The sequence below is a fragment of the Streptomyces sp. NPDC021096 genome (assembly GCF_040641275.1).
Classification (GTDB): Bacteria; Actinomycetota; Actinomycetes; order Streptomycetales; family Streptomycetaceae; genus Streptomyces.
Genome location: NZ_JBFADG010000018.1, coordinates 62,442 through 85,326, shown reverse-complemented (window position 1 = coordinate 85,326; position 22,885 = coordinate 62,442). Strand labels below are relative to the sequence as shown.

The following is a 22,885-nucleotide window of genomic DNA, read 5'->3' as shown; positions in this document are numbered from 1 at the left end:
GCCGTCCCCTCACAGCAGCCGGTACGCCGCGTCCAGGGCGTCGGTGATGAACATGTGCCCCGGCGCGTGGGTGATCGCGAACCGTGGTGCCGACGCCATCAGCGCGGCCTGGGGGGTGACGCCGCAGGCCCAGAAGACCGGCACGTCGCCGGGGTGCAGGGCCACGGGGTCGCCGAAGTCGGGCCGGGAGAGGTCCGTGATGCCGAGGGCGGCGGCGTCCCCGGTGTGGACGGGCGCGCCGTGGACGGCGGGCATGCGGGCGGTCAGCCGCCGTGCCGTGTGGACGAAGTCCGCGGGGACGGGCCGCATGGAGACGACCATGGGGCCGTGCAGCCGCCCGGCGGGGCGGCACCCGCGGTCGGTGACGTACATGGAGACGTTGCGCCCCTGCTCGATGTGGCGCAGGGGGACGCCCGCCTCGCGCAGGGCCCCCTCGAAGGTGAAGCTGCAGCCGATGAGGAACGCGACCAGGTCCTCGCGCCACAGCCCGGTCACGTCCGTGGGCTCCGCCACGAGCCTGCCCTCGCGCCACACGCGGTACTTGGGCAAGTCGGTACGCAGATCGGCGCCGGGGGCGAGCGGGGTGGTGGGGACGCCGGGCTCGGTGACGTCGAGGACGGGACAGGGCTGGGGGTTGCGCTGGGCGAAGAGCAGGACGTCGTAGGCCCAGTCGGCGGGCACGGCGATCAGGTTGGCCTGGGTGCGGCCGTCGGCCCAGCCTGCGGTCGGTTCCGCGCGGCCCGCCCGGAAGGCCGCCCGGGCTTCGGCGGGCGTGACCGTGGAGTGGGGGCCGTACGTGTGCGTGGTGGTTCCCATGAGCACCTCTCGAAGGCGGAAGCGAGGGCGAGGGTGGGGGCACGGACGCGGTGATTGCCGGTCAGCGTATGGATTGTTGAACAATTCTACAAGGAGGGAAGCGATCGGTCCGGATCGCCGGGAGCGGAACGGCGAGTACCGGACAGTCGCGGGCCTCACCGTCCGTTATGTGCTCGGCGGTGCACGGTGTCCGGTCGCGCACCGCCGTGTCGTTGACCTCTGACGCTTCGTCAAACCTTTGATATGGACGCCCTTTTACTGCGCTCTCCTGGGCGATTGTGTGTGACCGGATGTCTTCTTGTGTGCCGCCTTGTCCGGACGGACGCTGGTCCGGCAACTCTTGGCATGGACGCGACGTGCGGTCGTCCTCATGCCGCATGAATCCTCCGGGCCCGTACGCCCCTCGCGCTGCGGGCACACCCCCCTCACAGGAGGTCGACGAGTTGAACCACTCACGCATACCCGGACGGCGCACCGCGCTGGCCGTCGCGGGCGTCCTGGCCCTGTCCACCGCCTCCCTCACCCTCCAGAACGCCACGGCGGCCCCGGCCGCACAGCCGGGCGTCGCGCACTCGGCCGCCGACCTCGCCTCGGCCCAAGAGGCGCTCGACGCCCAGGCAGCCGTCCCCGGCACCGCCTGGTCCGTCGACCCCCGGCTCAACAAGGTCGTCGTCACCGTCGACAGCACCGTCAAGGGCGAGAACCTGGCCCGGCTCGAGAAGGCCGTCGCCGCCCTCGGCGACAAGGTCGCGGTCAAGCGGACGACCGGGCAGCTGCGCCCGCTGATCGCCGGCGGCGACGCCATCTGGGGCAGCGGAGTGCGCTGTTCGCTGGGGTTCAACGTCTCCAAGGGCGGCCAGCCGTACTTCCTCACCGCCGGGCACTGCGGCAACGCCTCCGCCAGCTGGGCCGGCTCGCAGGGCGGCGCCCGCATCGGCACCGTGGAGAAGTCCTCCTTCCCCGGCAACGACTACGCCCTCGTGAAGTACACCTCCTCCACCGACCACCCCAGCGCGGTGAACCTCTACGACGGCGGCCGGCAGGACATCGCCAAGGCCGGCGAGGCCACCGTCGGCCAGCAGGTACGGCGCAGCGGCAGCACCACCCAGGTCCATGAGGGCGAGGTCACCGGCCTCAACGTCACCGTCAACTACCAGGAAGGACAGGTCAGAGGACTCATCGGCACCTCCGTGTGCGCCGAGCCCGGCGACAGCGGCGGCGCCCTGTTCGCCGGCGACACCGCACTCGGCCTCACCTCCGGCGGCAGCGGCGACTGCAGCTCCGGAGGCGAGACCTTCTTCCAGCCGGTACCCGCCGCCCTGAAGGCGGTCGGAGCCCAGCTGCCCTGACCGCCCCTACAAGCCGGGGTGCGGCGCCGGAACCTGCGACGCCGCACCGTCGGCCCCGCCCAGCGCCCAACTGGCCAGCAGCCGCAGGGACTCCGCGGACGGCGAAGCGGGCTCGGCGTGATAGGTGACCAGCTGCTGCTCCGGGTCGGCCGGCAGGACCAGCGTCTCGTAGGACAGGGTCAGCGCACCCACCACCGGATGCCGCAGCCGCTTCACCCCGAAGCCCTTGTCCTGCACGTTGTGCGCCGCCCACAGCGCCCGGAACTCCGGGCTCTTGACGGACAGCTCGCCCACCAGGGCGGCCAGCTTCGGGTCGTCCGGGTGGCGGCCGGCCTCCAGACGCAGCAGGGCGACGATGTCGGCTGCCTTGCTCTCCCACTCCACGTACAGCTCACGGGTGGCGGGGTCCAGGAAGACCAGCCACGCCAGATTGCACTGCTGGGGCGGCAGGGCGGCGAAGTCGCCGAGCAGGGCGCACGCGAACCGGTTCCAGCCGATGATGTCCAGGCGCCGCCCGATGACATAGGCCGGGACGCTGTCCATGGTGTCGATGAGCTGCTGAACCGCCGGACGCACCCGCTGCGGGCGGACCGCCGAGGCCCGCGAGGGCCGGTCGGCCGGCCTCGCCAGCCGGTTCAGATGATCCCGCTCGGCCCTGTTCAGCCGCAGCGCACCGGCTATCGCGTCGAGCACGGCCGCCGAGACATTCTGCCCCCGGCCCTGCTCGAGGCGCGTGTAGTAGGCCACGCTCACACCGGCGAGCTGGGACAGCTCCTCACGGCGCAGCCCCGGCACCCGGCGCCGCCCGCCGTGCGGGGACAGCCCCACGTCCTCGGGCCGCAGCCGGGCGCGGCGGGAGCGGAGGAACTCGCTCAGTTCGGTGCGCTGATCCATGGACACCAGTATGCGTGCGCTCCCCACCGGCCAGGGTGGTCCTGCCAGTGGTAGGAACGGCAAGCGTGGGCTCAGCGGAGTTCTGGCTACGCACGCCCGCCGGGCGCAGGATCGTTGCCATGACGCACACCACCGTCCACGCATACGCGGCACCCGCGCCGAAGGCCCCGCTGGAGCGGACCACCATCGTCCGCCGTGAGCTGGGCGCGCACGACATCCTCATCGAGGTCAAGTACGCCGGCATCTGCCACTCCGACATCCACACCGCCCGCGCCGAATGGGGCGAGGGCGGGCACTTCCCCATCGTCCCCGGCCACGAGATCGCGGGCGTGGTCGCCGAGGTCGGCTCCGCCGTCACCCGCTACGCGCCCGGCGACCGGGTCGGCGTCGGCTGCTTCGTCGACTCCTGCCGCGAGTGCGAGAACTGCCGGGCCGGCCTGCAGCAGTACTGCACCGGCGAGCTCGGCAACGTCGGCACCTACGGCGCCACCGGCCGCGACGGGCAGGTCACCCAGGGCGGCTACTCCACGCACCTGGTCGCCGACGAGAACTACGTCCTGCGCATCCCCGAGAGCATTCCGCTGGACGCCGCGGCCCCGCTGCTGTGCGCCGGCATCACGCTCTACTCGCCGCTCGCGCACTGGAAGGCCGGCCCCGGCAAGAAGGTCGCCGTCGTCGGGCTGGGCGGCCTGGGCCACATGGGGGTCAAGATCGCGCACGCCATGGGCGCCGAGGTCACCGTCCTGAGCCAGTCGCTGCGCAAGAAGGAGGACGGCCTGCGGCTGGGCGCGGACCACTACCACGCCACCTCCGACCCGGCGACCTTCGAGGAGTTGGCGGGCACCTTCGACCTGATCCTGAGCACCGTCTCCGCCGAGCTCGACCTGAACGCCTACTTCGGCCTGCTGCGGACCGACGGCACCTTCGTCCAGCTCGGCCTGCCGGAGCACCCGCTGCCCGTAGCGGCGTTCGCGCTGGTGACGCAGCGCAAGTCCTTCGCCGGATCGATGATCGGCGGCATCCCCGAGACCCAGGAGATGCTGGACTTCTGCGGCGAGCACGGCATCGCCTCCGACATCGAGCTGATCCGCGCCGACCAGATCAACGAGGCGTACGAGCGGGTGCTGGCCAGCGACGTCCGCTACCGCTTCGTCATCGACGCCGCGACCATCTGAAGGCGACGCCCCGCACGGGGGCGGGCGGCCGGCAGGCGGCCGGGAGGGCTCACTCCCGCTCGCGTGCCGGCTTGTCGTCCTCGGCCTTGTCCAGCTCCCGCATGCGCCGCTGGACGGCCTCCCGCAGGTTCGGGCCGCCCGGACCGGTGCGCGGGCCCTCGGCCGGGCCGGTGAGCGGGCTCTGCGCGCGCTCCCCGGTGGCGGCCCGCCCGGCCTTGAACCGCTCGATCATCCGGTGCAGCTCGCGGGCGCGTGCGCTGCGCTTGGCCGCGTCTGATGTGTTCTCGCCCATATCGGACCCTCCTCGGGCGGCCGGGCCGCGCGGAGTGGCGGCCCCGCCCTCAGCCATTGTCCTGCGTTCCGCCTTCCCATGTGCCTTCGGCGCTCCGGCCGGCCTGCAGGGACTCGATCTGGGACCGCCAGCCGCTGGCCCGGGAGCTGGTGGACTCCTTCACGCGCGCCGTCAGGCTCCGGGCCGCCGAGAAGCGCTCGGAGGTGGGGCCGCTGCTGGCGATGCGCTGAGCGGTCTTGGTGCGGGCGTCGATGGCCGCGCGCAGGCTTCCCGCGCGTGCGGTGAGCTTGCCGAGGTCGCGGAACTGCGGCTTGTCGGTGCCGAACCAGATCTGCTGCCACCAGTGGTCGGTGACCGGGTCGCGCCAGCTGATGTAGCCGCCCGGCAGGATCTGGCGCGGGCCCGGCAGGTGCCCGCCGAAGCTGTAGCGGACGCCGGGCGCGGCGACGGGGTCGTAGAAGTGGGGCGTGAAGAAGTCCGACACCAGCATCCCGTTGATCGTGTAGCCGAACTCGGGGGCCTCCGGCGGGTCCGCCACTTCGACGAGGAACTCCACCACCCCTTGTCCGGGCTTGGGCGACTGGCCCGCCACCAGCCGGTTGCCCCACGGGTCGCCGAGCATCTCCAGCATCTCGTGGCTCGCGGTCAGCGACCAGCTGTCGCTGTACTCGATCAGGGAGAACGGCTGTCCGTTGTCGTCCATGTGGACGCCGGCCGCGCCCTCCATGCCGATGTCATCCCTGACGATCATGGGCCAGTAGCCGACGGGGACGTCGTCCAGCTTGTCGAAGGCGTCGACCGAGGCCGGCAGGTTCCACACGGGCGCGAAGTCGCGGATGGCCTGCTTCTGCAGGGCCGCGGCGACCCGGTTGAGCTGGGAAGGGGTGATCTGATCCGTCTCGGAGACCAGGGCGAGCTGGGTGACGAGCATGCGGGGGCCGTCTTTCTGGGGGCGTGGTGGGCGGGTCGTGGCGCGGGGCGGGGCCCGGGCAGGATGCGGTGACTGTGCCCGGCTTTCGGCTTTTGTCACCCATGACCGCCCGCATGGAGTACGGCCTCCGGGCGGGGTCAGTGCTCCTCGTCCGGGCCGAGCCGGCGGCCCACCCGCGCGTGCAGCCGGGCCAGGGGAGCGGGCGCCCACCAGTTGAGCCGTCCCGCCACGGTCAGATACGCCGGGACGAGGACGCCCCGGACCAGCACCGCGTCGACCAGCACGGCCACCGCCAGCCCCGTGCCCAGCACCTTGAGCATGGTCACTCCCGACGTCGCCAGCGCTCCCGTGACCACCGCCACCGCAAGCGCCCCCGTGGTCACCAGCCGCCCCGTCCGGGCGACGCCCTCGACCACCGCCCGCCGGTTGTCGCCGGTCAGTCGGTAGTGCTCACGCACCCGCGACAGCAGGAAGATCTCGTAGTCGAGGGCCAGACCGAAGGCGATGGAGAACATCAGCAGCGGCATCGTCATGTCCAGCGCCCCGGTCACGGCGAACTCGCCGAGCAGGCCCTGCAGACGGCCGTCCTGGAAGACCAGCACCATCACCCCGAAGCTCGCGCCCAGGCTCAGCGCCGCGATCAGCAGCCCCTTGAGGGGGAGCAGCACGCTTCCCGTGAGTAGGAAGAGCATCGCCCACGTCGTCGCGGCGGCGACGGCCGCCGCCAGCGGCAGCCGGTCCCGCACCGCCTCCCGGGTGTCGGAGAGCATCGCGGCCCTCCCGGTCACCAGCTGCCCGCCGCCGGGCCCCGGCAGGGCCCGCAGCCGGCGCACCAGGTCCCGGGCCTCCTGCGAGTGGGGATCCTGCGGGCCGGACACCTGCAGCACCGCGCCCGTGCCCATGCCGGGCGGGACCGCGGTGCGGGCCCACCCCGCCCGCTCCACTCCCGCAACCGCGGCGACCTTCCGCTCGTAGGCGGCCAGCGCCGCGCCGTCCCGGGCGGGGACCGCGTCGGGAAGGACCACCGTCACCGTCCGCTCGGGGCGCACGGGGAAGCCCTCGCGGATCTCCGCGGCCGTCCGGTGCGCCTCGGTGTGCGCGGGCAGCACGCGCTCGTCCGCCAGGCCGAAGTGGACCCGGGCGAACGGCGAGGCGAGCAACAGCAGGATGATCGCGCACCCGCCGCCGTAGTACAGCGGACGCCGCGTGACGGCCCCCGCGACGCTCCGCCACAGCGGGCTGTCCGGCCGCGGCGGACCGCATGGTCGCCGCCCGCGCAGCAGGCTCAGCGGGTCCCAGCGGTCGATCCGGGTGCCGATGAGCGCCAGCACGGGGGGTACGAGCACGGTCGCGGCGGCCGCCGAGAACACGGCGACCGCCATGCCGGCACAGGCCATCGACCGCAGGAAGGGCAGCGGCAGCACCAGCAGGGCCGACATCGACAGCGCCACCGCGGCCGCCGACACCGCGACCGTGCGGCCCGCCCGTCGCGTGGTGCGCCGCACCGCCTGCTGCACGCCGCGGCCGGCGAGCAGCTCCTCGCGGTAGCGGGTGACGAGGAACAGTCCGTAGTCCACGGCCAGTCCGAAGCCCAGGGCGCTGGTGAGGTTCATGGCGAAGACGGACACGGGCATGGCGAGGGTGAGCAGCTTCAGCAGCGCGAAGGTGCCGACGACGGAGACCGCCCCGATCGCCAGCGGGACGAGGGCCGCGACCAGCGACCGCAGCGCGACCAGCAGGAGCAGCAGGGTCAGCGGCGCGGCCACCAGCTCGGCGCGCACCAGGTCCTGCCGGCCGGCCCGCCGGGCCTCCGTGCTGACCCAGGCGGCGCCGGTCGCGGAGACCTCGAGCACGCCGTGGGTGCCGGTCAGGGCGGGGACCAGGGTCTCCGCGGTGCGTGCCGCGTCCCGGTCGGCGCCGGTGAGGTCGGCGGCGAGCAGGGCCCGCGAGCCGTCCTCGGACCTTAGGGAGGGGTCCTTGTCCGTCCAGTACGAGCGCACGCTCGCCACTCCGGCGGAGCGCGCGAACCGCCGCGCGAGGCGGCGTCCCTCCTCGCGGGCCCGGGCGGTGTCCACGCCGCCCTCGGCCCGCGCGAGGAGGATGACGTCGGGGTAGCCGGCGCCGAAGCGGTCGGCCAGCAGGGCGTCGGCGCGGGCCGATTCGGTGCCGGTGGCGGCGTAGCCGCCGTTGGCGAGCCGTTCGGAGGTGCCGGCGCCGGCCAGGGCGAGCAGCGCCGTCAGGACGACCGCGACCGCCGGCACCAGCCAGGGCCGCAGGCGTCCCAGGACGCCCTCGGCCGGACCGGGCGCCGTTCCCGCGGCCGTGGTCCCGGGGCCCAGGGCCGCCGTGTCGAGGTCCCGGGGCGGGGTCATGCGGTGCGGAAGAACAGGACGGCGTTCTGGCCTCCGAAGCCGAACGCGTTGCTGAGCGCGCCGTCCATGCGGTGCCGCCTGGGCGTCTTCGTCACCACGTCCAGGTCCATGCCCTCGTCGAGCCGGTCGTGGTTGGCGGTGGGCGGGATGAGCTGTCGCTCCAGCGTCAGGACGGTGCACGCGGCCTCGATCGCCCCGGACGCTCCCAGCGAATGGCCGATGGCGCCTTTGACCGAGGTGACCGGCGGCGGTGTGCGGAACACCTTGCCGAGCAGGGTGGCCTCCGCGCGGTCGTTGAGGGGCGTCGACGTGCCGTGCGCGTTGACGTGGTGCACCTGGGAGACGTCGGCACGGGCGTCCGCCAGCGCCGCGGTCAGCGCGCGCAGCCCGCCCGAGCCGTCAGGGTCCGGCCGCGTGGCGTGGTAGCCGTCGCTGGAGGCTCCGTAACCGGAGAGGAAGGCGCGTGCCCGTACGCCGCGTGCCCGCGCGTGGCGCTCCCGCTCGAGGACCAGCATGGCCGCCCCCTCGCTCAGGACGAAGCCGTCGCGGTCGGCGTCGAACGGCCGGGAGGCCCCGGCCGGGTCGTGGCGCCGCCGGGAGAGCGCCTGCATCTTGTAGAAGGTGGCCGAGCCCATGGGTACGCGGGCGCAGTCGGCGCCCCCGGCGATCGCGATGTCGCAGGCGCCCGCCCGCAGCAGGTCGCGGGCGGTGCCGATCGCCGTGGCCCCCGAGGCGCAGGCGGTGGACGTGGTCAGGCAGGGGCCGAGGGCCCCCAGGTCCGTGGACACCTCGCCGGCCGCCATGTTGGGCAGGGAGCGCAGCAGGGCGGTCGGCGCCACGGCCTCGACGCGGCCGGCGGCCAGGTGCGCGTACTCCTGCGGCCAGCGGTCGCCGCCGTTGCTGGCGACGCCGATGACGACGGCGACCCGGGCCCCGTCCCAGTCGGCGCCGGACAGCGCGGCGTCGGCGACGGCCTCGCGGGCGGCGACCATCGACAGATGGATGAACCGGTCCGTGCGCCAGGTGATCCTCCTGCCCAGCAGGGCGCCCGCGTCGAAGCCGGGGACCTTGCAGGAGAAGTCGACCGGCAGCCCGGCCAGGTCCTCGTCGGTGGCGCCGAGACCGACGCCCGCGCACAGTCCCTCCCAGGTCGCCTCGCGGCCGATGCCGGCCGGGGTCACCATGCCGACGCCGGTGACCGCGACCTCCCGTTCGCTCACCGCGCGGGCCGGGCCGGCGTCACGGATTCGGGCTCGCCCTGCTGCTGGGGGCCGATGTTGCCGGCCCCTGTCGCCAGGACCCGTTCGATGAAGGCCGACGTCTCGCCGAGCGTGGCGTCGACGGGATCCTGACCCAGCGTCACCTTCAGCCGGTCCTCGAGCACGGTGATCAGCTCGGCCTGGGCGAGGGAGTCGATGTCGAGCTCGTCGAAGGTCAGGTCCGGGGAGATCTCCTCCTCGGGGACGCCGAAGTGCTCGGTGAGCAGACGGGCCATCAGGTCGTACACGGGTTCCATCGATCGTGCTCCTCGATCGGGGGCGGACACCGGGCACCAGGCACATGGGTCATCTCATGCCATAGCACTCTTTTCCGGTTGTTTCGATGCGCAGCAGCGTCCCCCGGCGGGCGGCCGGGGACGGGGAGACACGCGCGCCGCCGACGGGCGCGTCACCCGTCCTGCCGACGGCCGCCGCCGGCCCCCCGCCCCGGCCCCCGGTTCACCGGGTCCGCTCGAACGCGGCCCACTCGGCTATGGCGAACCCGCCGCCCTCCCGGCGTACTTCGGCCCCGCCGTGGCCGGGCAGGTGCGCCGGGAAGACCAGCGCACGGGTGTCGGCGGCCTGCTCCAGGATGCGGCGCCGGGAGCGGGTGGCCGCCACCTGGTCCTCGCTCAGGCACGTGTCGCAGTCCGGGTAGGCGATCTGCAGCGGACTGTGCACCAGGTCGCCGATGAACAGGGCGCGGTCCGCGCCGGAGTCCAGCCGCAGCACCGCCGAGCCGGGCGTGTGGCCGGGGGCGGGCTCCAGGCTCAGGTGCTCGTCGATGCGGTACCCGTCCTCCCACAGCAGGGCCTGACCGGCCCGGTGCACCGGCTCCACGCTGTCCTCGAACATGCTGCCGCCGGCCCGGTTGATGCCCACCCCGCCGATCCCGCCGCGCTTGCGGTGGCCGTTGGCCGGGTTCCAGTAGTCGTAGTCGGCCTTGGAGATGACGTACGTGGCGTTGGGGAACGTGGGCACCCACTCCCCGTCCACCAGCCGGGTGTTCCAGCCCACGTGGTCGGAGTGCACATGGGTGTTCACCACGACGTCCACGTCCTCCGGCCGGACCCCGGCCGCGGCCAGCCGGCCGAGGAAGTCCGTCCGCAGCCCCGACCAGGCGGGCATGTCCGGCCGTTCCTTGTCGTTGCCGACGCCGGTGTCGACGAGGATCGTCTTCCCCCCGCTGCGCAGCACCCACGTCTGCACGTTGGCGATGAGGGAGTCCGTCTGCGGATCCCAGAAGTCCGGCGCCAGCCAGGAGGCGTTGTCCTGCCACATGCGGGGCGTGCTCGCGGGGAAGATGTCGGAGGTCGGTGCGACCGGGGCGTGCCATTCCACGACGCGGGTGATGTCCACGTCGCCCAAGGTGATCGTCTGCATGTCCACGACGTTATGCGGGGTGGGCGAGACGGCCAATGCGCCTGCGTGCCCTGTCTATGCGTCATCGTCTCACCGGGGGCGCCCGACCGGCCGCGAGGGACGGTGCGCATACTCGGTCCATGGACGTGCTCAGCGACATCATGGCGGCCCTGCGCACCGGCCGGCCCCACTCGGCCTTCTCCGAGTGGCGCGGACAGTGGCGGACGGACATCGGGTCCTACACCGGCGCCGGCTTCCACATCGTGCTCGAGGGCACGTGCAGGCTGGTCCCGGCCATGGGCGGGGAGCCCTTCGAGCTGGCGGCCGGGGACGCGGTGTTCCTGCCGCACGGCACCGCGCACACCCTGATCGGCGACTCGCCCGGGCCCATCGTGATGCTGTGCGGCGCCTACCACCTCGACCGGTCCCGGGCGCACCCGCTGCTGGGGGACTTTCCCGAGGTCGTCCACCTGCCCACGCGCGGCGGCCGGCACCCGGCGCTGGGCGCCGTCGTCGCCCTGTTCGGCGACGAACTGCGCACCCCCGGCCCGGGTACGGACGCGGCCCTGCCCGCCCTGCTGGAACTGCTGCTCGTCCACCTGATGCGCGCGTGGTTCGTGGAGCGCACCGACCGGCACATCTCCACCGGCTGGTGCGGGGCCCTGGCCGACCCGGCCATCGGCCCCGTCCTGCGCGCCCTGCACGGCGAACCGTCGAGGCCGTGGACGGTGGCCGACCTCGCCGTCCGGGCCGGCCTGTCGCGCGCCGCGTTCGCCCGCCGCTTCTCCGCGCTGGTCGGCCGGCCGCCCCTGGCCTATCTCACCTGGTGGCGGCTGACCCTGGCGGCGCGGCTCCTGCGGGAGTCGGACGCACCCCTGGCGGCCATCGCCCAGCGCATCGGCTACACCTCGCAGTTCGCCTTCGCGCACGCCTTCAAACGCGCCTACGGGGTCTCCGCGGGCCGCTACCGCAAGGAGCGCCACGACGACCACGAACCCCTCGGCGCCTGGGAGATGACCACGGTGACGGCCGGCACCGCCGCACTGTGACGTCGCTCGCGCCCTGCCGCCCGGAAAACTCCGGGCGCCCGGGCGCGGCCCAATGGCATGCTGTGGGACGTGAACGGACCCGAGATCTCCATCAGCTTCGCCCCTGAGCTGCAACTTTTCATCGCCGCCGAGCGCCGTCGGCCGGGTGCCACCGTCGTCACCGACGGCGCCTCCACCCTCGGGCACGTGGTCGAGTCCCTCGGCGTCCCGCTCACCGAAGCGGGCCTGCTGCTCGTCGACGGCCGCCCGGTGCCCGCCTCCCACGTGCCGGCCGCGGGCGAAGAGGTGGAGGTCCGGGCGGTCACCCGCCCGCAGGAGGTGCCCGGGGCTCCGCTGCGCTTCCTCCTCGATGTGCACCTGGGAACGCTCGCGCGGCGACTGCGGCTGCTGGGCGTCGACGCGGCCTACGAGAGCGAGGACATCGGCGACCCGGCGCTGTCGGCGCTCTCCGCCTCAGAGCGCCGCGTGCTGCTCTCCCGCGACCGGGGCCTGCTGCGCCGGCGGGAGCTGTGGGCGGGCGCGTACGTCTACAGCGACCGGCCCGAGGAGCAGCTGCGGGACGTGCTGGGCCGCTTCACGCCGCCCCTCGCCCCCTGGACGCGGTGCACCGCCTGCAACGGCCCGCTCCGGGACGCCGACAAGGACGCGGTCCGCGAACAGCTCGAGCACGGCACGCGCCGGACCTACGACGTCTTCGCTCAGTGCGTGACCTGCGGGCGGGTGTACTGGCGCGGCGCGCACCACAGGCGGCTGGAGACGATCGTCGAGAAGGCGGTGCGCGAGTTCGGAGCCGCGGCGGCCTGACCCGGATGCACGCTGGACGAGCCGGGTGCACGCTGGAGGAATAGCGCAGGAGGTGGACGCCATGCAGACGATCGTTGGTTGGCACATCGAGGTCGAATTCGAAGAGGTCGAGAAGCGGACGCGCGCGGCCGCGATGCTCCGGCTCCAGGACGGCACGGAACTGAGGGCCCGCGGCCATGCCACCCGCCACCCCGACGACCCCGAACAGCAGCGCGTCGGCGAGGAGCTCGCCGCGGCGAGGGCGCTCAACGAGCTCTCCCGGGAACTGCTGAAGAAGGCCGGACACGACATCGAAGAGGTCACCCACGTGGAGGCCCACCCGGCGATGTGAGCCGCCCGCACGCGATGCGAGGGCACCGGCCGGCGGTCCGGCGGACCGTCCCCGGGCAGGATCATCAACTTTGGTAGGACCACGGCGCGACCTTCGGCGCATGTGCCCGACCGGGGAGACTGCCTATGGTTCGAGGGTGAACGTACGAACGTGGGCCCGTGATCTGTGGGAGCGGCTGACCGACCCGGGGGAGTGGTCCCGGCGCCGGACGGTCGGCGAGATCTCCCTCGCCCTGACGCTCGCGCTGCTCGCGGGCTGGGCGGAGACCGGGCACAGCTGGCTGCGGATCATCGCCGTCGCCCTGGCCGTCGGCGGCCTGTGCCTGCTGCGGCGCGCCCTGCCCGCGACGGTGCTGATCGCGGCGGGCCCGCTGGCCGGCTTCTCCGGCGGTGGGGGGATGCTCCTGCTGGTGGTGGCCGGCTGGTCCGCCGGGCGCAGGATCGCGGGGGTCCTGCGGGCCCTGGTCGCCTTCAGCCTCTCCTTCGTGCTCTCCCTGGCCCTCGCGTTGTGGCAGACGCCCGACCAGCTGCTCCTCACGCTGGTCTTCTTCACACCCGTCTTCCTGGTGTCCACGGTGGTCCCGGGTCTGGCCAACCGCTACTGGACCCAGCGGCGCACCCTGCTGCAGACCCTCACCCAGCGCAACGCCCAGCTGCTGCGCGAGCGCGAGATGGTCGCCGGCCAGGCCCGGATGCGCGAGCGGCAGCGCATCGCCCAGGACATGCACGACAGCCTGGGCCATCAGCTCGCGCTCATCGCCGTGCAGACCGGGGCGCTGGAAGTGGACCGGGAGCTGACCGGGCGGCAGCGCGAGGCGGTGGGCGTGCTGCGGGAGGCCTCGGTGGCCGCCATGCAGGAGCTGCGCGAGGTGGTCGGCATCCTCAAGGACGGCACCCCGGAGGAGGAGCAGCCCACCTCCCGGGTGGTCGCCGGCATCGAGGAGCTGGCCGACGCGGCCGCGGCGGCGGGGATGCGGGTGAGGCTCGAGCGCTTCGGTGAGGCCCGGCCGCTGGCGCCCGCCGCCGACCACGCGGGCTACCGCATCGTGCAGGAGGGGCTGACCAACGCGGCCAAGCACGCTCCCGGCGCCCCCATCTCCATCGCGCTGCGCTACGAACCCGACTCGCTCCTGGTCGAGGTCGCCAACGGGCCGGTGCCCGAGGGCGGCGGGCCGCCGCCGGAGACGGTCAGCGGCGGGCAGGGGCTGACCGGGCTGCGGGAGCGGGCCCGGCTCGTCGGCGGCATGGTCTTCACCGGCCCCGCCGAGGGCGGCGGCTTCCGGCTCGCCGGAGTCCTGCCGTACGACTCGGCGGAGGCGAGGGAGGCCCGTAAGACGCGGGGGGCCGGCGGCACGGGCGCGACCTTCGTCGACGCGGGGGGCGACTTTGGGGAGCAGACCGCGCAGGGGGCTCCGGGCGACGGTGGACCGGTCATCGACCGGCTGGATCCGCGCGAGGAGTTCAAGGACATCATGAGCACGAAGAAGAGCAACGGCTGCCTGATCGGCTGCGGCATAGGCCTGCTGATCCTGGTGGGCCTGGCCGCGGCGGCCGTCCTCGGATTCGGAAAGATCATGGAGGAGGCCGACAAGGCGATGATCGATCCGAGTGTCTACGCGTCCGTGCACACCGGGGACCCCGAGCAGCAGGTGCGCGAGAAGCTGCCGTCGGGGAAGTCCTTCCTCACCGCCGACGTCAAGGACAAGCTCCCCGCCGAACCGGCCGGCACCACCTGCCTGTCCCTGCTGTCCACCGACACCTCGAAGGGGCTGAGCACCGACACGGTTTACCGCTTCTGCTTCAAGGACGGGAAACTGTCCGACAAACGTGAGTTCCACGTCAAGAGCTAGTGCACCCACAGCACACGACCGTGAGCAGAGGTAGACCAGGTGATCCGCGTCCTCATCGCCGACGACGAGCCGCTCATCCGGGCGGGCATCCGGATGATCCTCACCTCGGCCGACGACATCGAGGTCGTGGCCGAGGCGGCGAACGGGCGCGAGGCGGTCGAGCTGGCGCGGCTGCACGGGGCCGACGTGGCGCTCCTGGACATCCGGATGCCGGTCATGGACGGCCTGGCGGCACTCGCCGAACTGGGCCGGGCCGTCCCCGGCGTCCGGGCGCTGATCCTCACCACCTTCGGCGAGCGCGACAACGTCCTGCGGGCCCTGCGACAGGGCGGGGCCGGCTTCCTGCTGAAGGACTCGGCGCCCGGTGAGCTGATCGGCGCGGTACGGGCGGCCGCGGCGGGCGACGCGTATCTCTCGCCCGCCGCCACCCGGCACGTCGCCGACTCGCTGGCGACCGGCGCCGCCGCCGGCCGGGGCGAGGAGGCCCGGGAGCGGGTGGCGGTGCTGAGCGAGCGGGAGCGCGATGTCCTGGCCCTGCTCGGCGAAGGGCTGTCCAACGCCGACGCCGGCCGGCGGCTGCACATGAGCGAGGCCACCGTGAAGACGTACGTGAGTCGGATCCTCGCCAAGCTCGATTGCGACAACCGCGTCCAGGCCGCCCTGCTGGCGCGCGACGCGGGACTGGGCGTTTGAGGCCGTACGCCGAAGAAACAAAGGTTTTTGGCCACCTTCGCCTGACATGTGTTCAGAGAACCGGGGATTTTGCGATATCTTTTGCGGCGTTCCCTCGTGAACGAGCGTCGGACGCGACGCCGGAGCGACGTCGGGAGTGCGCTGTAGGCATCCCGCGGAACACCCAGCACAGGCACATGGCGAGCGAACCCCCTTCGCCGCCACGCATCGCCGTGCCGCAAAGTCCTCAGCTCTGTCCCGTATCACCTAGGCAAAGGCCGCATGTCCGTTCATCCGCTATCGGACCTCATACGTTATGCCCGTCATAACTCTCCCTTTTACTCCGCGCTCTACGCCGATCTGCCGCCCGGCACCGATCGCCTCGGCGACCTCCCCGTCGTCGACCAGAGCGCCTTCTGGCAGGCGAACACGCTCCACGACAACCGGGTCCTGACGGCCCCGCTCGGTGAGGCGGTCGTCTACAAGACCGGCGGCACCACCGGAGCGCCGAAGTTCTCCTGCTACACCCGCGAGGAATGGCGGGAGTTCGTCACCGCCTTCGGCCAGGGCCTCGTCGACGCGGGGCTACGCCCCGGCCACCGGGTGGCGGACCTGTTCTACGCCGGTGAGCTCTACGCCAGCTTCCTCTTCATCCTCGACTCCCTCGCCCACGCCCCCGTCGACAACGTACGGCTGCCCATCGGCGGCGCCGCGCCGCTGGAGACGACGGTCCCCACGCTCGAGGACTTCGCCGCCCAGGTGGTCGCGGGCACCCCCACCACCCTGTGCCGGCTCGCCGAGCACCTGGTGGCCACGGGCCGTCAGCTCCCCGCCGTGGAGTTGCTGTTCTTCGGCGGCGAAGCGCTCTTCGACGACCAGCGACGCCTGCTCGCCGCCGCCTTCCCCAACGCCGAGCCGCGCTCCCTGGGTTACGCCAGCGTCGACGCCGGGCTGCTCGGCGCCCCCGTACCGGGCGCCGACCCGCGGGTGCACCGCGCCTTCACCCCGCACACCGTCGTCGAGATCGTCGACGAGAGCACCGGCGAGCCCATCCACGAGGCCGGGCGGCCCGGGCGCGTCCTGGTGACCCAGCTCTACCGCCGCCTCATGCCCGTCATCCGCTACCCCGCGGGCGACCGCGCCGAGTGGACCGACCCCGAAGCCGGGCACTTCCGCATCCTCGGCCGGGCCGAGGAGGGCGTGCGTGTCGGCCCCGTGTCGCTGTACTCCCAGGACGCCCTCGCCGCCGTCGCCGAGGCGGACACCGACGGCCGCGTCATGGGCACCCAGCTCGTCGTACGCCGCTGGGACGGCCGCGACGGACTCGTCCTGCGCCTGGCCACCGCCCCCGGCGACGACGACCCGGCCACCCTCGAGGTGCTCGCCAAGGCGGTCGTCACGGAGCTCGGCACCGCCCGGCCCCTGTACCCCGACAGCGTCCGCGCCGGATATGTCCACCCCCTGACCGTGGAGTGGGTCCGCCACAGCGACCTGGTCGTCAACTCCCGCTCGGGCAAGCTCGTACGCGTCATCGACGAGAGGCCGACCGCATGACCGCCACCCCGGTGGACGCGGGGCACCGACTGCCCCTCGTCCTGCGCAACCGTGCCTTCGGCACCGTATGGCTCGGCCAGGTCCTCACCCAGGCCGCGGTCCGCATGTTCCAGGTCGGTGTGTCCTGGTGGCTGATCGCCTACGCCGTCAGCGGCGGACGCGGACTGGCCTCGGGCCTGTTCATGGCGGTCAGCACCCTGCCCGCCGTCGTCCTGGCCCCCGTCGTCGCCCGGACCGTCGCCCGCTTCGCGCACCGCTCGGTGCTGCGCGCGGCCGCCGCCGGCGCGGGCACGGCCGCCGCGGCCCTGGCCGTATGGGCGTACGCGAGCGACCTGCCGCTCGCCGCCGCCTACGCCGCCACCCTGGCCCTCGCCGCCGGACAGGCCTTCTTCGACCCCTGCCTGACCACCTCCGTACCCGAGCTCGTCGACGACGAGGACATCGAGGCCGCCACCGGCTTCGAGCTGTCCACCCAGTCGCTCGCCAGCCTCGGCGGGGCGCTGCTGGGCGCCCTGATCGTCGACGCCGCCGGAGTGGCGGGCCTGGCCGTCGGCTGCGCCGCCGCCTATCTGACGGCCGCGGTGCTCATCACCACCGTCAGGTTCCGGACCACCGCCGCACCGTCCCCCGAGGCGGGCGAGGGGGATGAGGGAGCCACCCAGGAGGAGCGGCGCACGCTGCGCGGCATCCTCGCCGACCTGCCGTACGTCCGGCGCATCCTGCTCTGCTTCACCGCGGCCAACCTCTTCACCACCGCCGTCTTCGTCGTCATCCCGCTCTACACCAAGTCGGTGCTGCAGGACGGCGGCTCCACCGTCGCCCTGCTGGAGGCGTCGCTGGGCGTCGGCACCCTGATCGGCTCCTTCACCGGCGCCCGCGTCCCCGGCCGTCCCACCGCCCTCGGCGCCTGTCTGCTCGGTGCCATGTCCGCGGCGTTCGCCGTCGCCGGGCTCCTCACCGGACGGTTCGTCATCGCGGGCTGTCTGGTCGTGGCCGGCTGGTGCGTCGGCGTCATCGGGGTCCGCTTCGTGGCGCTGTTCCAGCGGCTCGTCCCCACGGCCGACAAGCCGGGCTTCTTCGCCGTCATGCAGGCCGTGCTCGGCGCCACCTTCCCGCTCGCGTCCCTGCTGTTCGGCCTGCTCGGCGACCACCTCTCCGCGCAGACCCTGTGCCTGATCCAGGCCGCCGGCCTGGTGCCCGCCGCCTGCGCGCTGGCGCTGCTGCGCGAGCCGGCGCCGGACGCCCCCGCGCCCGCCGCCGCAGCCGAACCGTCCCCGCTCGTGGCCGCCGGAGGAGAGCGATGACCGCCACCATCGACCGGGCGACCCCCGCCGACATCGCCGACCTGCGTCAGCTCTACTACGCCGTCTACGGCCCGCACTACCCCGTCGCGCTCGGCACCGACCCCGCCGAGATGTCCCGCCTCATCGCGGACCCGCACTCCCTCTGGCTCGTCGCCCGCTGCCCGCGCACCGGCCACCTGGCCGGGTCGGCGGCCATCCGCAGCGAGGCCGGCAGCCGCACCGGCAAGCTCGAGGGCCTCGCCGTCCACCCGGACCACCGGGCGGGCGGACTGGCCGGGGCGCTGACCGAGGAGCTGTGCGCACGGATGCTGGACACCGGGCGGCTGGACTCGGTGTACGCCACCGTCCGCACCGTCAGCGCCGGACCGCAGCGCGTGGTCTCCCGCAACGGCTTCCGTCCGCTGGGCGTCCTGCCCAACGCCGTGGCCCTCAACAGCCGGGAGAGCCTCGCACTCTACGCGCGTCACTCCGCCGGGGTCCTGAACCGCCGCGTCCCCGTCCCCGAGGTGCCCGCCCCGCTCGCGCCGCTCCTGCGCACCGTCGAGCGCAACCTGGGCATCGACTACACGGCCACCGCCGTCACCCCGCCCCGGCCCACGCCCGGGAACACGACCACCGCACGGCTGGAGATGATCGAGGCGCCCGGCTTCGTACGCCGCCGCTTCCACGACCGCTTCCCCGACGCCGACCGCTGGTTCTACCCGCTGCACACCCCCAACACCCTCCTGGTGCCCGACGACGACCGCTTCGAGGTGTACGCCTACCTCAACCGCACCGGACGCTACTGCGCCCTGGTCGCCGCGCACCCCACCCCCGCCGTCGCCGCCGACTGCCTGGAGGCGATCACCCGGACCCTGACCCGGGCCGGCGCCGGCTACGTCGAGGCGCTGCTGCCGCTCTCCGAGCACGGAATGCTCTCCGCCTTCCTCGCCCAGGGCTTCATCCCCAGCGCCCTCTACCCGGCGATGCGCCCGGAGGCCGACGGTGAGGGCTTCCACGACTACGTCGTGATGTCCCGCACCGCCGAGCAGATCGACTTCCGCGGCGTGGTCGTCGACGAGCCGCTCCAGCCCTACCTGGACGCCTACGTGTCGGCCTGGGCGTCGACCTACCTGCCCACACTCGAGGTTGCCTCATGAATCCGACCAACCCCCACCTCGCTCCCGTCGACGTCCCCGACCCCCGGCTGCTGCCCCGGGTCCAGGAACTGTGCGACCTGACCGACCCCTACGCCTGCGGCCCCGCCGAGGACGAACTGTTCGCCGCGGCCATGGCCGAGACCAACGCCTGGCACAGCGAACGCTCCCCGTTCTTCCGCAGCCTGCACGAGGCCACCGAGGAGTCCGGGGCGTTCCGCGCCCCCCTGGTGCACGCGAACTTCTTCAAGCGCCACGAAGTGCTCTCCATCCCGCGCGACGACGTCCACCTGCACCTGACCTCCTCCGGCACCACCGGCCAGAAGTCGCAGATGTTCTTCGACGAATGGACCATCCGCTCCGCCCAGCGCATGGTCGCCCGCATCTTCGAGCGCAACGGCTGGATCACCCCCGACCAGCAGGTCAACTACCTGCTCTCCAGCTACCAGCCGGCCTCCGGCCTGAAGCTGGGCACCTCCTTCACCGACAACTACCTCTGCGACTTCGCCCCGGCACGCAACGTCGAGTACGCGCTGCGCCACACCGGAGGCGGCCACGAGTTCGACCCCTTCGGGACCATCGCCGCCCTGCGCCGCTACGCCGAGGACGACGCGCCCGTACGCATCCTGGGCTTCCCCGCGTTCATCTGGTTCGCCCTGGAGCGGATGCGCGCCATGGGGCTGCCGCCCCTGACCCTGCCCGAGGGCTCCCTGATCCTCTTCGGCGGCGGCTGGAAGGGCAACGCCGACAAGCAGATCGGCAAGGACGAGCTCTACGGCCGCATCACCGAACAGCTCGGCGTCCCCTCCGAGCGGATCCGTGACACCTTCGGCTCGGTCGAGCACTGCATCCCCTACATCGAGTGCGCCCACCACCGCCTGCACGCACCCGTCTACTCCCGGGTGTTCATCCGCTCCACCCGCACCCTCGAAGCGCTGCCGTACGGCGAGACGGGCTACCTGCACCTGGTCTCGCCCTACATCACCTCCGTACCGGCGCAGAGCGTCGTCATGGGCGACCTCGCCACGCTGCACCCCGGCGAGGAGTGCCCCTGCGAGCTGGACACCCCCTGGTTCACCCTCCACGGCCGCGCCGGAGTGAGCCGCAACAAGAGCTGCGCGGTGGCCGCCGCCGAACTGATGAAGGGCATGTCGTGATGACCGAGAGCGTGCAGCACCACTACTGGCAGGGCGCGTTCGTCGACGACGAGGAGGCGGGCCGCCGCCTGGCGGCCCTGCCCGCCACCGTCGAGGCCGCGCTGGCCGAGCCCCTGGACACCGAGACCGTCCTGGCCGCCTGCGAACGGCTCGCGGCCGCCCTGCTCGACCCCTCGCACCCCACCCGGGCCCGCCTCGCCGAGCACCTTCCCGAGGGCGACGACGGCGCCGTCCTCACCGAACTGGCCGCCTTCCTCAGCCGGCCGGAACTGACCCGCAAGCTCCGCCGGGAGCTCGGCGGCACCGCCCCCCAGCGGCTCACCCGGCCCGACGCCAAGGAGAGCGTCTACGAGGCGTGGGCACCGGTCGGCCTGGTCGCCCACATCGCCCCGGGCAACGCCGCCACCGTCGCGCCGCTGAGCCTCGTCGAGGGCCTGCTGGCCGGGAACGTCAACGTCCTGAAGACCAGCAGCTCCGACACCCTCCTCGCACAGAGCCTGCTCGCCGAACTCGCCGCCCTGGACCCCACGGGAGCCATCGCCGAGCGCGTCATCGTGCTGCGCTTCCCCTCCTCCCGGCAGGACTGGCTGGGCATGATGTGCGCCCCCGCCGACGCCGTCGCGGTGTGGGGCGGCGAAGCGGCCGTCGAGGGCGTGGCCGCCCATGTGCCGCCGGGCTGCCGCCTGGTGGAGTGGGGCCACAAGATCTCCTTCGCCTACCTGACCCGCGACGCCTGGCAGGACGAGGCCGCCCTGACCGCCCTGGCCGCCGACGTCTGCCTGCACGAACAGCAGGCGTGCTCCAGCCCCCAGGTCGTCTACCTCGACACCGAGGACCACGCGGAGGTCTTCGCCTTCGCGGAGCGCTTCGCCGCCGTCCTCGCCGCCGTGCCCGCCGCCCGCGAGGACGCGCTGAGCCCCGCCGAGGAGGCCGAGCTCAGCACCACCGAGCTCATCGCCCGCCTCGAGGAGCACCTGGGCCTGACCCGCGTCATCGCCGCGCCCGACGGCTCCTGGCGGGTCATGGCCGACACCCGGCCCGCCCTGACCGCCTCCCCGCTGCACCGCAGCGTGTGGGTCAAGCCGCTGCCCCGCAAGAGGCTCCTCGCCACCCTGCGCCCCATGCGCCGCTACCTGCAGACCGCCGGCATCGCCGGCAGCCGCACCGACATCGCCGAACTCTCCCGCCTCGCCCTGGCCTCCGGCGCCACCCGCGTCACGCCGCTCGGCCGGATGCTGGGCGGCTACTCCGGCGAGCCGCACGACGGCGTCTACGCCCTGCAGCGCTACAGCCGCCGCGTGGCCGTCCAGACCGACGAGCGCTTCGCCACCACCGCCTGCCTCGACGACCTGACCCGGCCGGCCGCCTTCCCGCCCCCCACCGGGCCGCTCCTCGACAAGGCCGCCGTCCAGAAGCTCAACGACGGCGTCGACCCGCGCGACGCGGAGCTGTACTTCCGCAGCGGCGGCAGCACCGGCAGGCCCGCCCTGTCCCTGTTCACCTACGACGACTACGACACCCAGATGCGCGCCGCCGCCCGCGGCCTGCTCGCCGCCGGCTACGACCCGGCGCGCGACCGCACCGCCAACCTCTTCTTCTGCGGCGGCATGTACGGCGGCTTCATCAGCTTCTTCTCCATCCTGGAGCGGCTGGGCGGCACCCAGATGCCGATGGCGGCCGGCCCCGACCACCGGGTCACCGCCGAGATGCTCGTCACCCACGAGGTGGACACCCTCTTCGGCATGCCCTCCTACCTGTGGCAGCTCCTCCACGACCAGGCGGACCTGCTGCGCTCCTACGGCGGCATCCGCAAGATCTTCTACGGCGGGGAGCACTTCACCGCCGAGCAGCGCCGCGTCCTGACCGAGGACTTCGGCATCGAGACGGTCCGCTCCATCACCTACGGAAGCACCGACCTCGGCCCCCTCGGCTACCAGTGCACCGAGTCCACGGGCGGTGTCCACCACCTGCACGCCGACCTGCACACCATGGAGATCCTGCACACCGACGCCGACCGGCCGGTGACGCCCGGCGAGACAGGCCGCCTGGTGTTCTCCACCCACGCCCGGCGCGGCCAGAACCTGGGCCGGTACGTCATCGGCGACCTCGGCCGCGCCCTGCCCGGCCCCTGCCCCTGCGGCAACAAGTCGCCGCGCTTCGAGCTGCTCGGCCGGGGCGGCGACGTGATGCGCGTGGCGTCGTACTTCCTCAACTACCGGCGCTTCGTGGCCATCGCCGAGCAGGACCGCGGCTACAGCGGCGAGCTCCAGGTGGTGCTCACCCGCACCGACCGCCGCGAACGGCTCACCGTCCGCGTCGAGCGCACCGGCACCGCACAGCCGCAGGAGCTGCGGACGGCCTTCCTCGCGGGCTACGAGGAGCTGCGGTCGGCCGTCGACGACCGGCTCCTGGACCTCGACGTGGAGGCCGTGGACGGCGCCGCGTTCGACCGCACGGCCACCAGCGGCAAGCTGCGGGCGGTCGTGGACACCCGGCACGGCTGATGCCGTTGACGCAGGTGGGGCGGCATGCCCGCCCCACCTGCCGTCCCGAAGTCAGGAACGCGTCAACGTCGGGCC

At 73.2% G+C, this 22,885-nt stretch carries 20 protein-coding genes; 12 read left to right on the top strand and 8 right to left on the bottom strand.

All coding sequences use genetic code 11. The features are described 5' to 3' along the window. Positions 1 to 9 precede the first annotated feature (9 nt). Positions 10 to 816 (bottom strand): putative hydro-lyase, encoded by an 807-nt coding sequence (locus AB0G59_RS21540; RefSeq protein ID WP_360913875.1) that lies wholly within the window; start codon positions 814 to 816, stop codon positions 10 to 12. Between the two features lie 443 nt (positions 817 to 1,259). On the opposite strand from AB0G59_RS21540, the gene AB0G59_RS21535 reads away from it, so the two are divergent. Next, on the top strand, positions 1,260 to 2,165 hold the full coding sequence (locus AB0G59_RS21535; RefSeq protein WP_360913873.1) for a S1 family peptidase: 906 nt from the start codon (positions 1,260 to 1,262) through the stop codon (positions 2,163 to 2,165). A 6-nt stretch (positions 2,166 to 2,171) separates the two neighbouring features. Here AB0G59_RS21535 and AB0G59_RS21530 read toward each other — a convergent pair whose 3' ends face one another. Next, entirely contained in the window at positions 2,172 to 3,059 is an 888-nt protein-coding gene (locus tag AB0G59_RS21530) for a helix-turn-helix transcriptional regulator (protein WP_360913871.1), read from the bottom strand. Between the two features lie 119 nt (positions 3,060 to 3,178). On the opposite strand from AB0G59_RS21530, the gene AB0G59_RS21525 reads away from it, so the two are divergent. Continuing rightward, complete coding sequence (locus AB0G59_RS21525; RefSeq protein WP_360913869.1) at positions 3,179 to 4,234, top strand: NAD(P)-dependent alcohol dehydrogenase; 1,056 nt, start codon at positions 3,179 to 3,181, stop codon at positions 4,232 to 4,234. 49 nt (positions 4,235 to 4,283) lie between these two features. Here the strand turns inward: AB0G59_RS21525 and AB0G59_RS21520 are convergent, their stop codons facing one another. The 6 genes from AB0G59_RS21520 to AB0G59_RS21495 all read right to left on the bottom strand — a co-directional run bounded on the left by AB0G59_RS21520 (position 4,284) and on the right by AB0G59_RS21495 (position 10,471). After that, a complete protein-coding gene (locus AB0G59_RS21520) occupies positions 4,284 to 4,526 on the bottom strand; it encodes a hypothetical protein (RefSeq protein ID WP_360913867.1) in 243 nt (80 codons plus the stop codon). 49 nt (positions 4,527 to 4,575) lie between these two features. Then, positions 4,576 to 5,457, bottom strand: coding sequence for a hypothetical protein (locus AB0G59_RS21515; RefSeq protein ID WP_360913865.1), 882 nt, complete (start codon positions 5,455 to 5,457; stop codon positions 4,576 to 4,578). A 137-nt stretch (positions 5,458 to 5,594) separates the two neighbouring features. After that, positions 5,595 to 7,829 carry an MMPL family transporter gene (locus AB0G59_RS21510; protein WP_360913863.1) on the bottom strand — a complete coding sequence of 745 codons (2,235 nt, stop codon included), beginning with the start codon at positions 7,827 to 7,829 and terminating at the stop codon, positions 5,595 to 5,597. Next, complete coding sequence (locus AB0G59_RS21505) at positions 7,826 to 9,049, bottom strand: beta-ketoacyl-[acyl-carrier-protein] synthase family protein (RefSeq protein WP_360913861.1); 1,224 nt, start codon at positions 9,047 to 9,049, stop codon at positions 7,826 to 7,828. The genes AB0G59_RS21510 and AB0G59_RS21505 overlap by 4 nt, the downstream gene beginning before the upstream one ends. After that, a complete protein-coding gene (locus AB0G59_RS21500; protein ID WP_360913859.1) occupies positions 9,046 to 9,345 on the bottom strand; it encodes a phosphopantetheine-binding protein in 300 nt (99 codons plus the stop codon). Before AB0G59_RS21500 ends, AB0G59_RS21505 begins: the two co-directional genes overlap by 4 nt. Before the next feature lie 202 nt (positions 9,346 to 9,547). Beyond that, the gene (locus AB0G59_RS21495; protein WP_360913857.1) at positions 9,548 to 10,471 is read right to left on the bottom strand and encodes an MBL fold metallo-hydrolase; all 924 of its coding nucleotides are present in this window, start codon (positions 10,469 to 10,471) and stop codon (positions 9,548 to 9,550) included. Positions 10,472 to 10,590: 119 nt separating this feature from the next. Here AB0G59_RS21495 and AB0G59_RS21490 point away from each other — a divergent pair, with 119 nt between their 5' ends. The 10 genes from AB0G59_RS21490 to AB0G59_RS21445 all read left to right on the top strand — a co-directional run bounded on the left by AB0G59_RS21490 (position 10,591) and on the right by AB0G59_RS21445 (position 22,810). After that, complete coding sequence (locus AB0G59_RS21490) at positions 10,591 to 11,499, top strand: AraC family transcriptional regulator (protein ID WP_360913855.1); 909 nt, start codon at positions 10,591 to 10,593, stop codon at positions 11,497 to 11,499. Between the two features lie 69 nt (positions 11,500 to 11,568). Next, positions 11,569 to 12,303, top strand: a complete 735-nt coding sequence (locus tag AB0G59_RS21485; protein WP_360913853.1) for a Mut7-C RNAse domain-containing protein — start codon at positions 11,569 to 11,571, stop codon at positions 12,301 to 12,303. Positions 12,304 to 12,364: 61 nt separating this feature from the next. Beyond that, on the top strand, positions 12,365 to 12,634 hold the full coding sequence (locus tag AB0G59_RS21480; protein ID WP_071963807.1) for a DUF1876 domain-containing protein: 270 nt from the start codon (positions 12,365 to 12,367) through the stop codon (positions 12,632 to 12,634). A 136-nt stretch (positions 12,635 to 12,770) separates the two neighbouring features. Further along, positions 12,771 to 14,483, top strand: coding sequence for a histidine kinase (locus AB0G59_RS21475; protein WP_360913851.1), 1,713 nt, complete (start codon positions 12,771 to 12,773; stop codon positions 14,481 to 14,483). A 39-nt stretch (positions 14,484 to 14,522) separates the two neighbouring features. Then, positions 14,523 to 15,176, top strand: a complete 654-nt coding sequence (locus AB0G59_RS21470) for a response regulator transcription factor (RefSeq protein ID WP_071963736.1) — start codon at positions 14,523 to 14,525, stop codon at positions 15,174 to 15,176. A gap of 261 nt (positions 15,177 to 15,437) precedes the next feature. Further along, positions 15,438 to 16,709 carry an AMP-binding protein gene (locus tag AB0G59_RS21465; protein ID WP_360913849.1) on the top strand — a complete coding sequence of 424 codons (1,272 nt, stop codon included), beginning with the start codon at positions 15,438 to 15,440 and terminating at the stop codon, positions 16,707 to 16,709. After that, complete coding sequence (locus AB0G59_RS21460) at positions 16,706 to 18,013, top strand: MFS transporter (protein WP_360913847.1); 1,308 nt, start codon at positions 16,706 to 16,708, stop codon at positions 18,011 to 18,013. Before AB0G59_RS21465 ends, AB0G59_RS21460 begins: the two co-directional genes overlap by 4 nt. Next, on the top strand, positions 18,010 to 19,152 hold the full coding sequence (locus AB0G59_RS21455) for a GNAT family N-acetyltransferase (RefSeq protein WP_360913845.1): 1,143 nt from the start codon (positions 18,010 to 18,012) through the stop codon (positions 19,150 to 19,152). The genes AB0G59_RS21460 and AB0G59_RS21455 overlap by 4 nt, the downstream gene beginning before the upstream one ends. Then, the gene (locus AB0G59_RS21450) at positions 19,149 to 20,306 is read left to right on the top strand and encodes an acyl-protein synthase (protein ID WP_360913843.1); all 1,158 of its coding nucleotides are present in this window, start codon (positions 19,149 to 19,151) and stop codon (positions 20,304 to 20,306) included. Before AB0G59_RS21455 ends, AB0G59_RS21450 begins: the two co-directional genes overlap by 4 nt. After that, positions 20,306 to 22,810 (top strand): acyl-CoA reductase, encoded by a 2,505-nt coding sequence (locus AB0G59_RS21445; protein ID WP_360913841.1) that lies wholly within the window; start codon positions 20,306 to 20,308, stop codon positions 22,808 to 22,810. Before AB0G59_RS21450 ends, AB0G59_RS21445 begins: the two co-directional genes overlap by 1 nt. Positions 22,811 to 22,885: the final 75 nt, after the last annotated feature.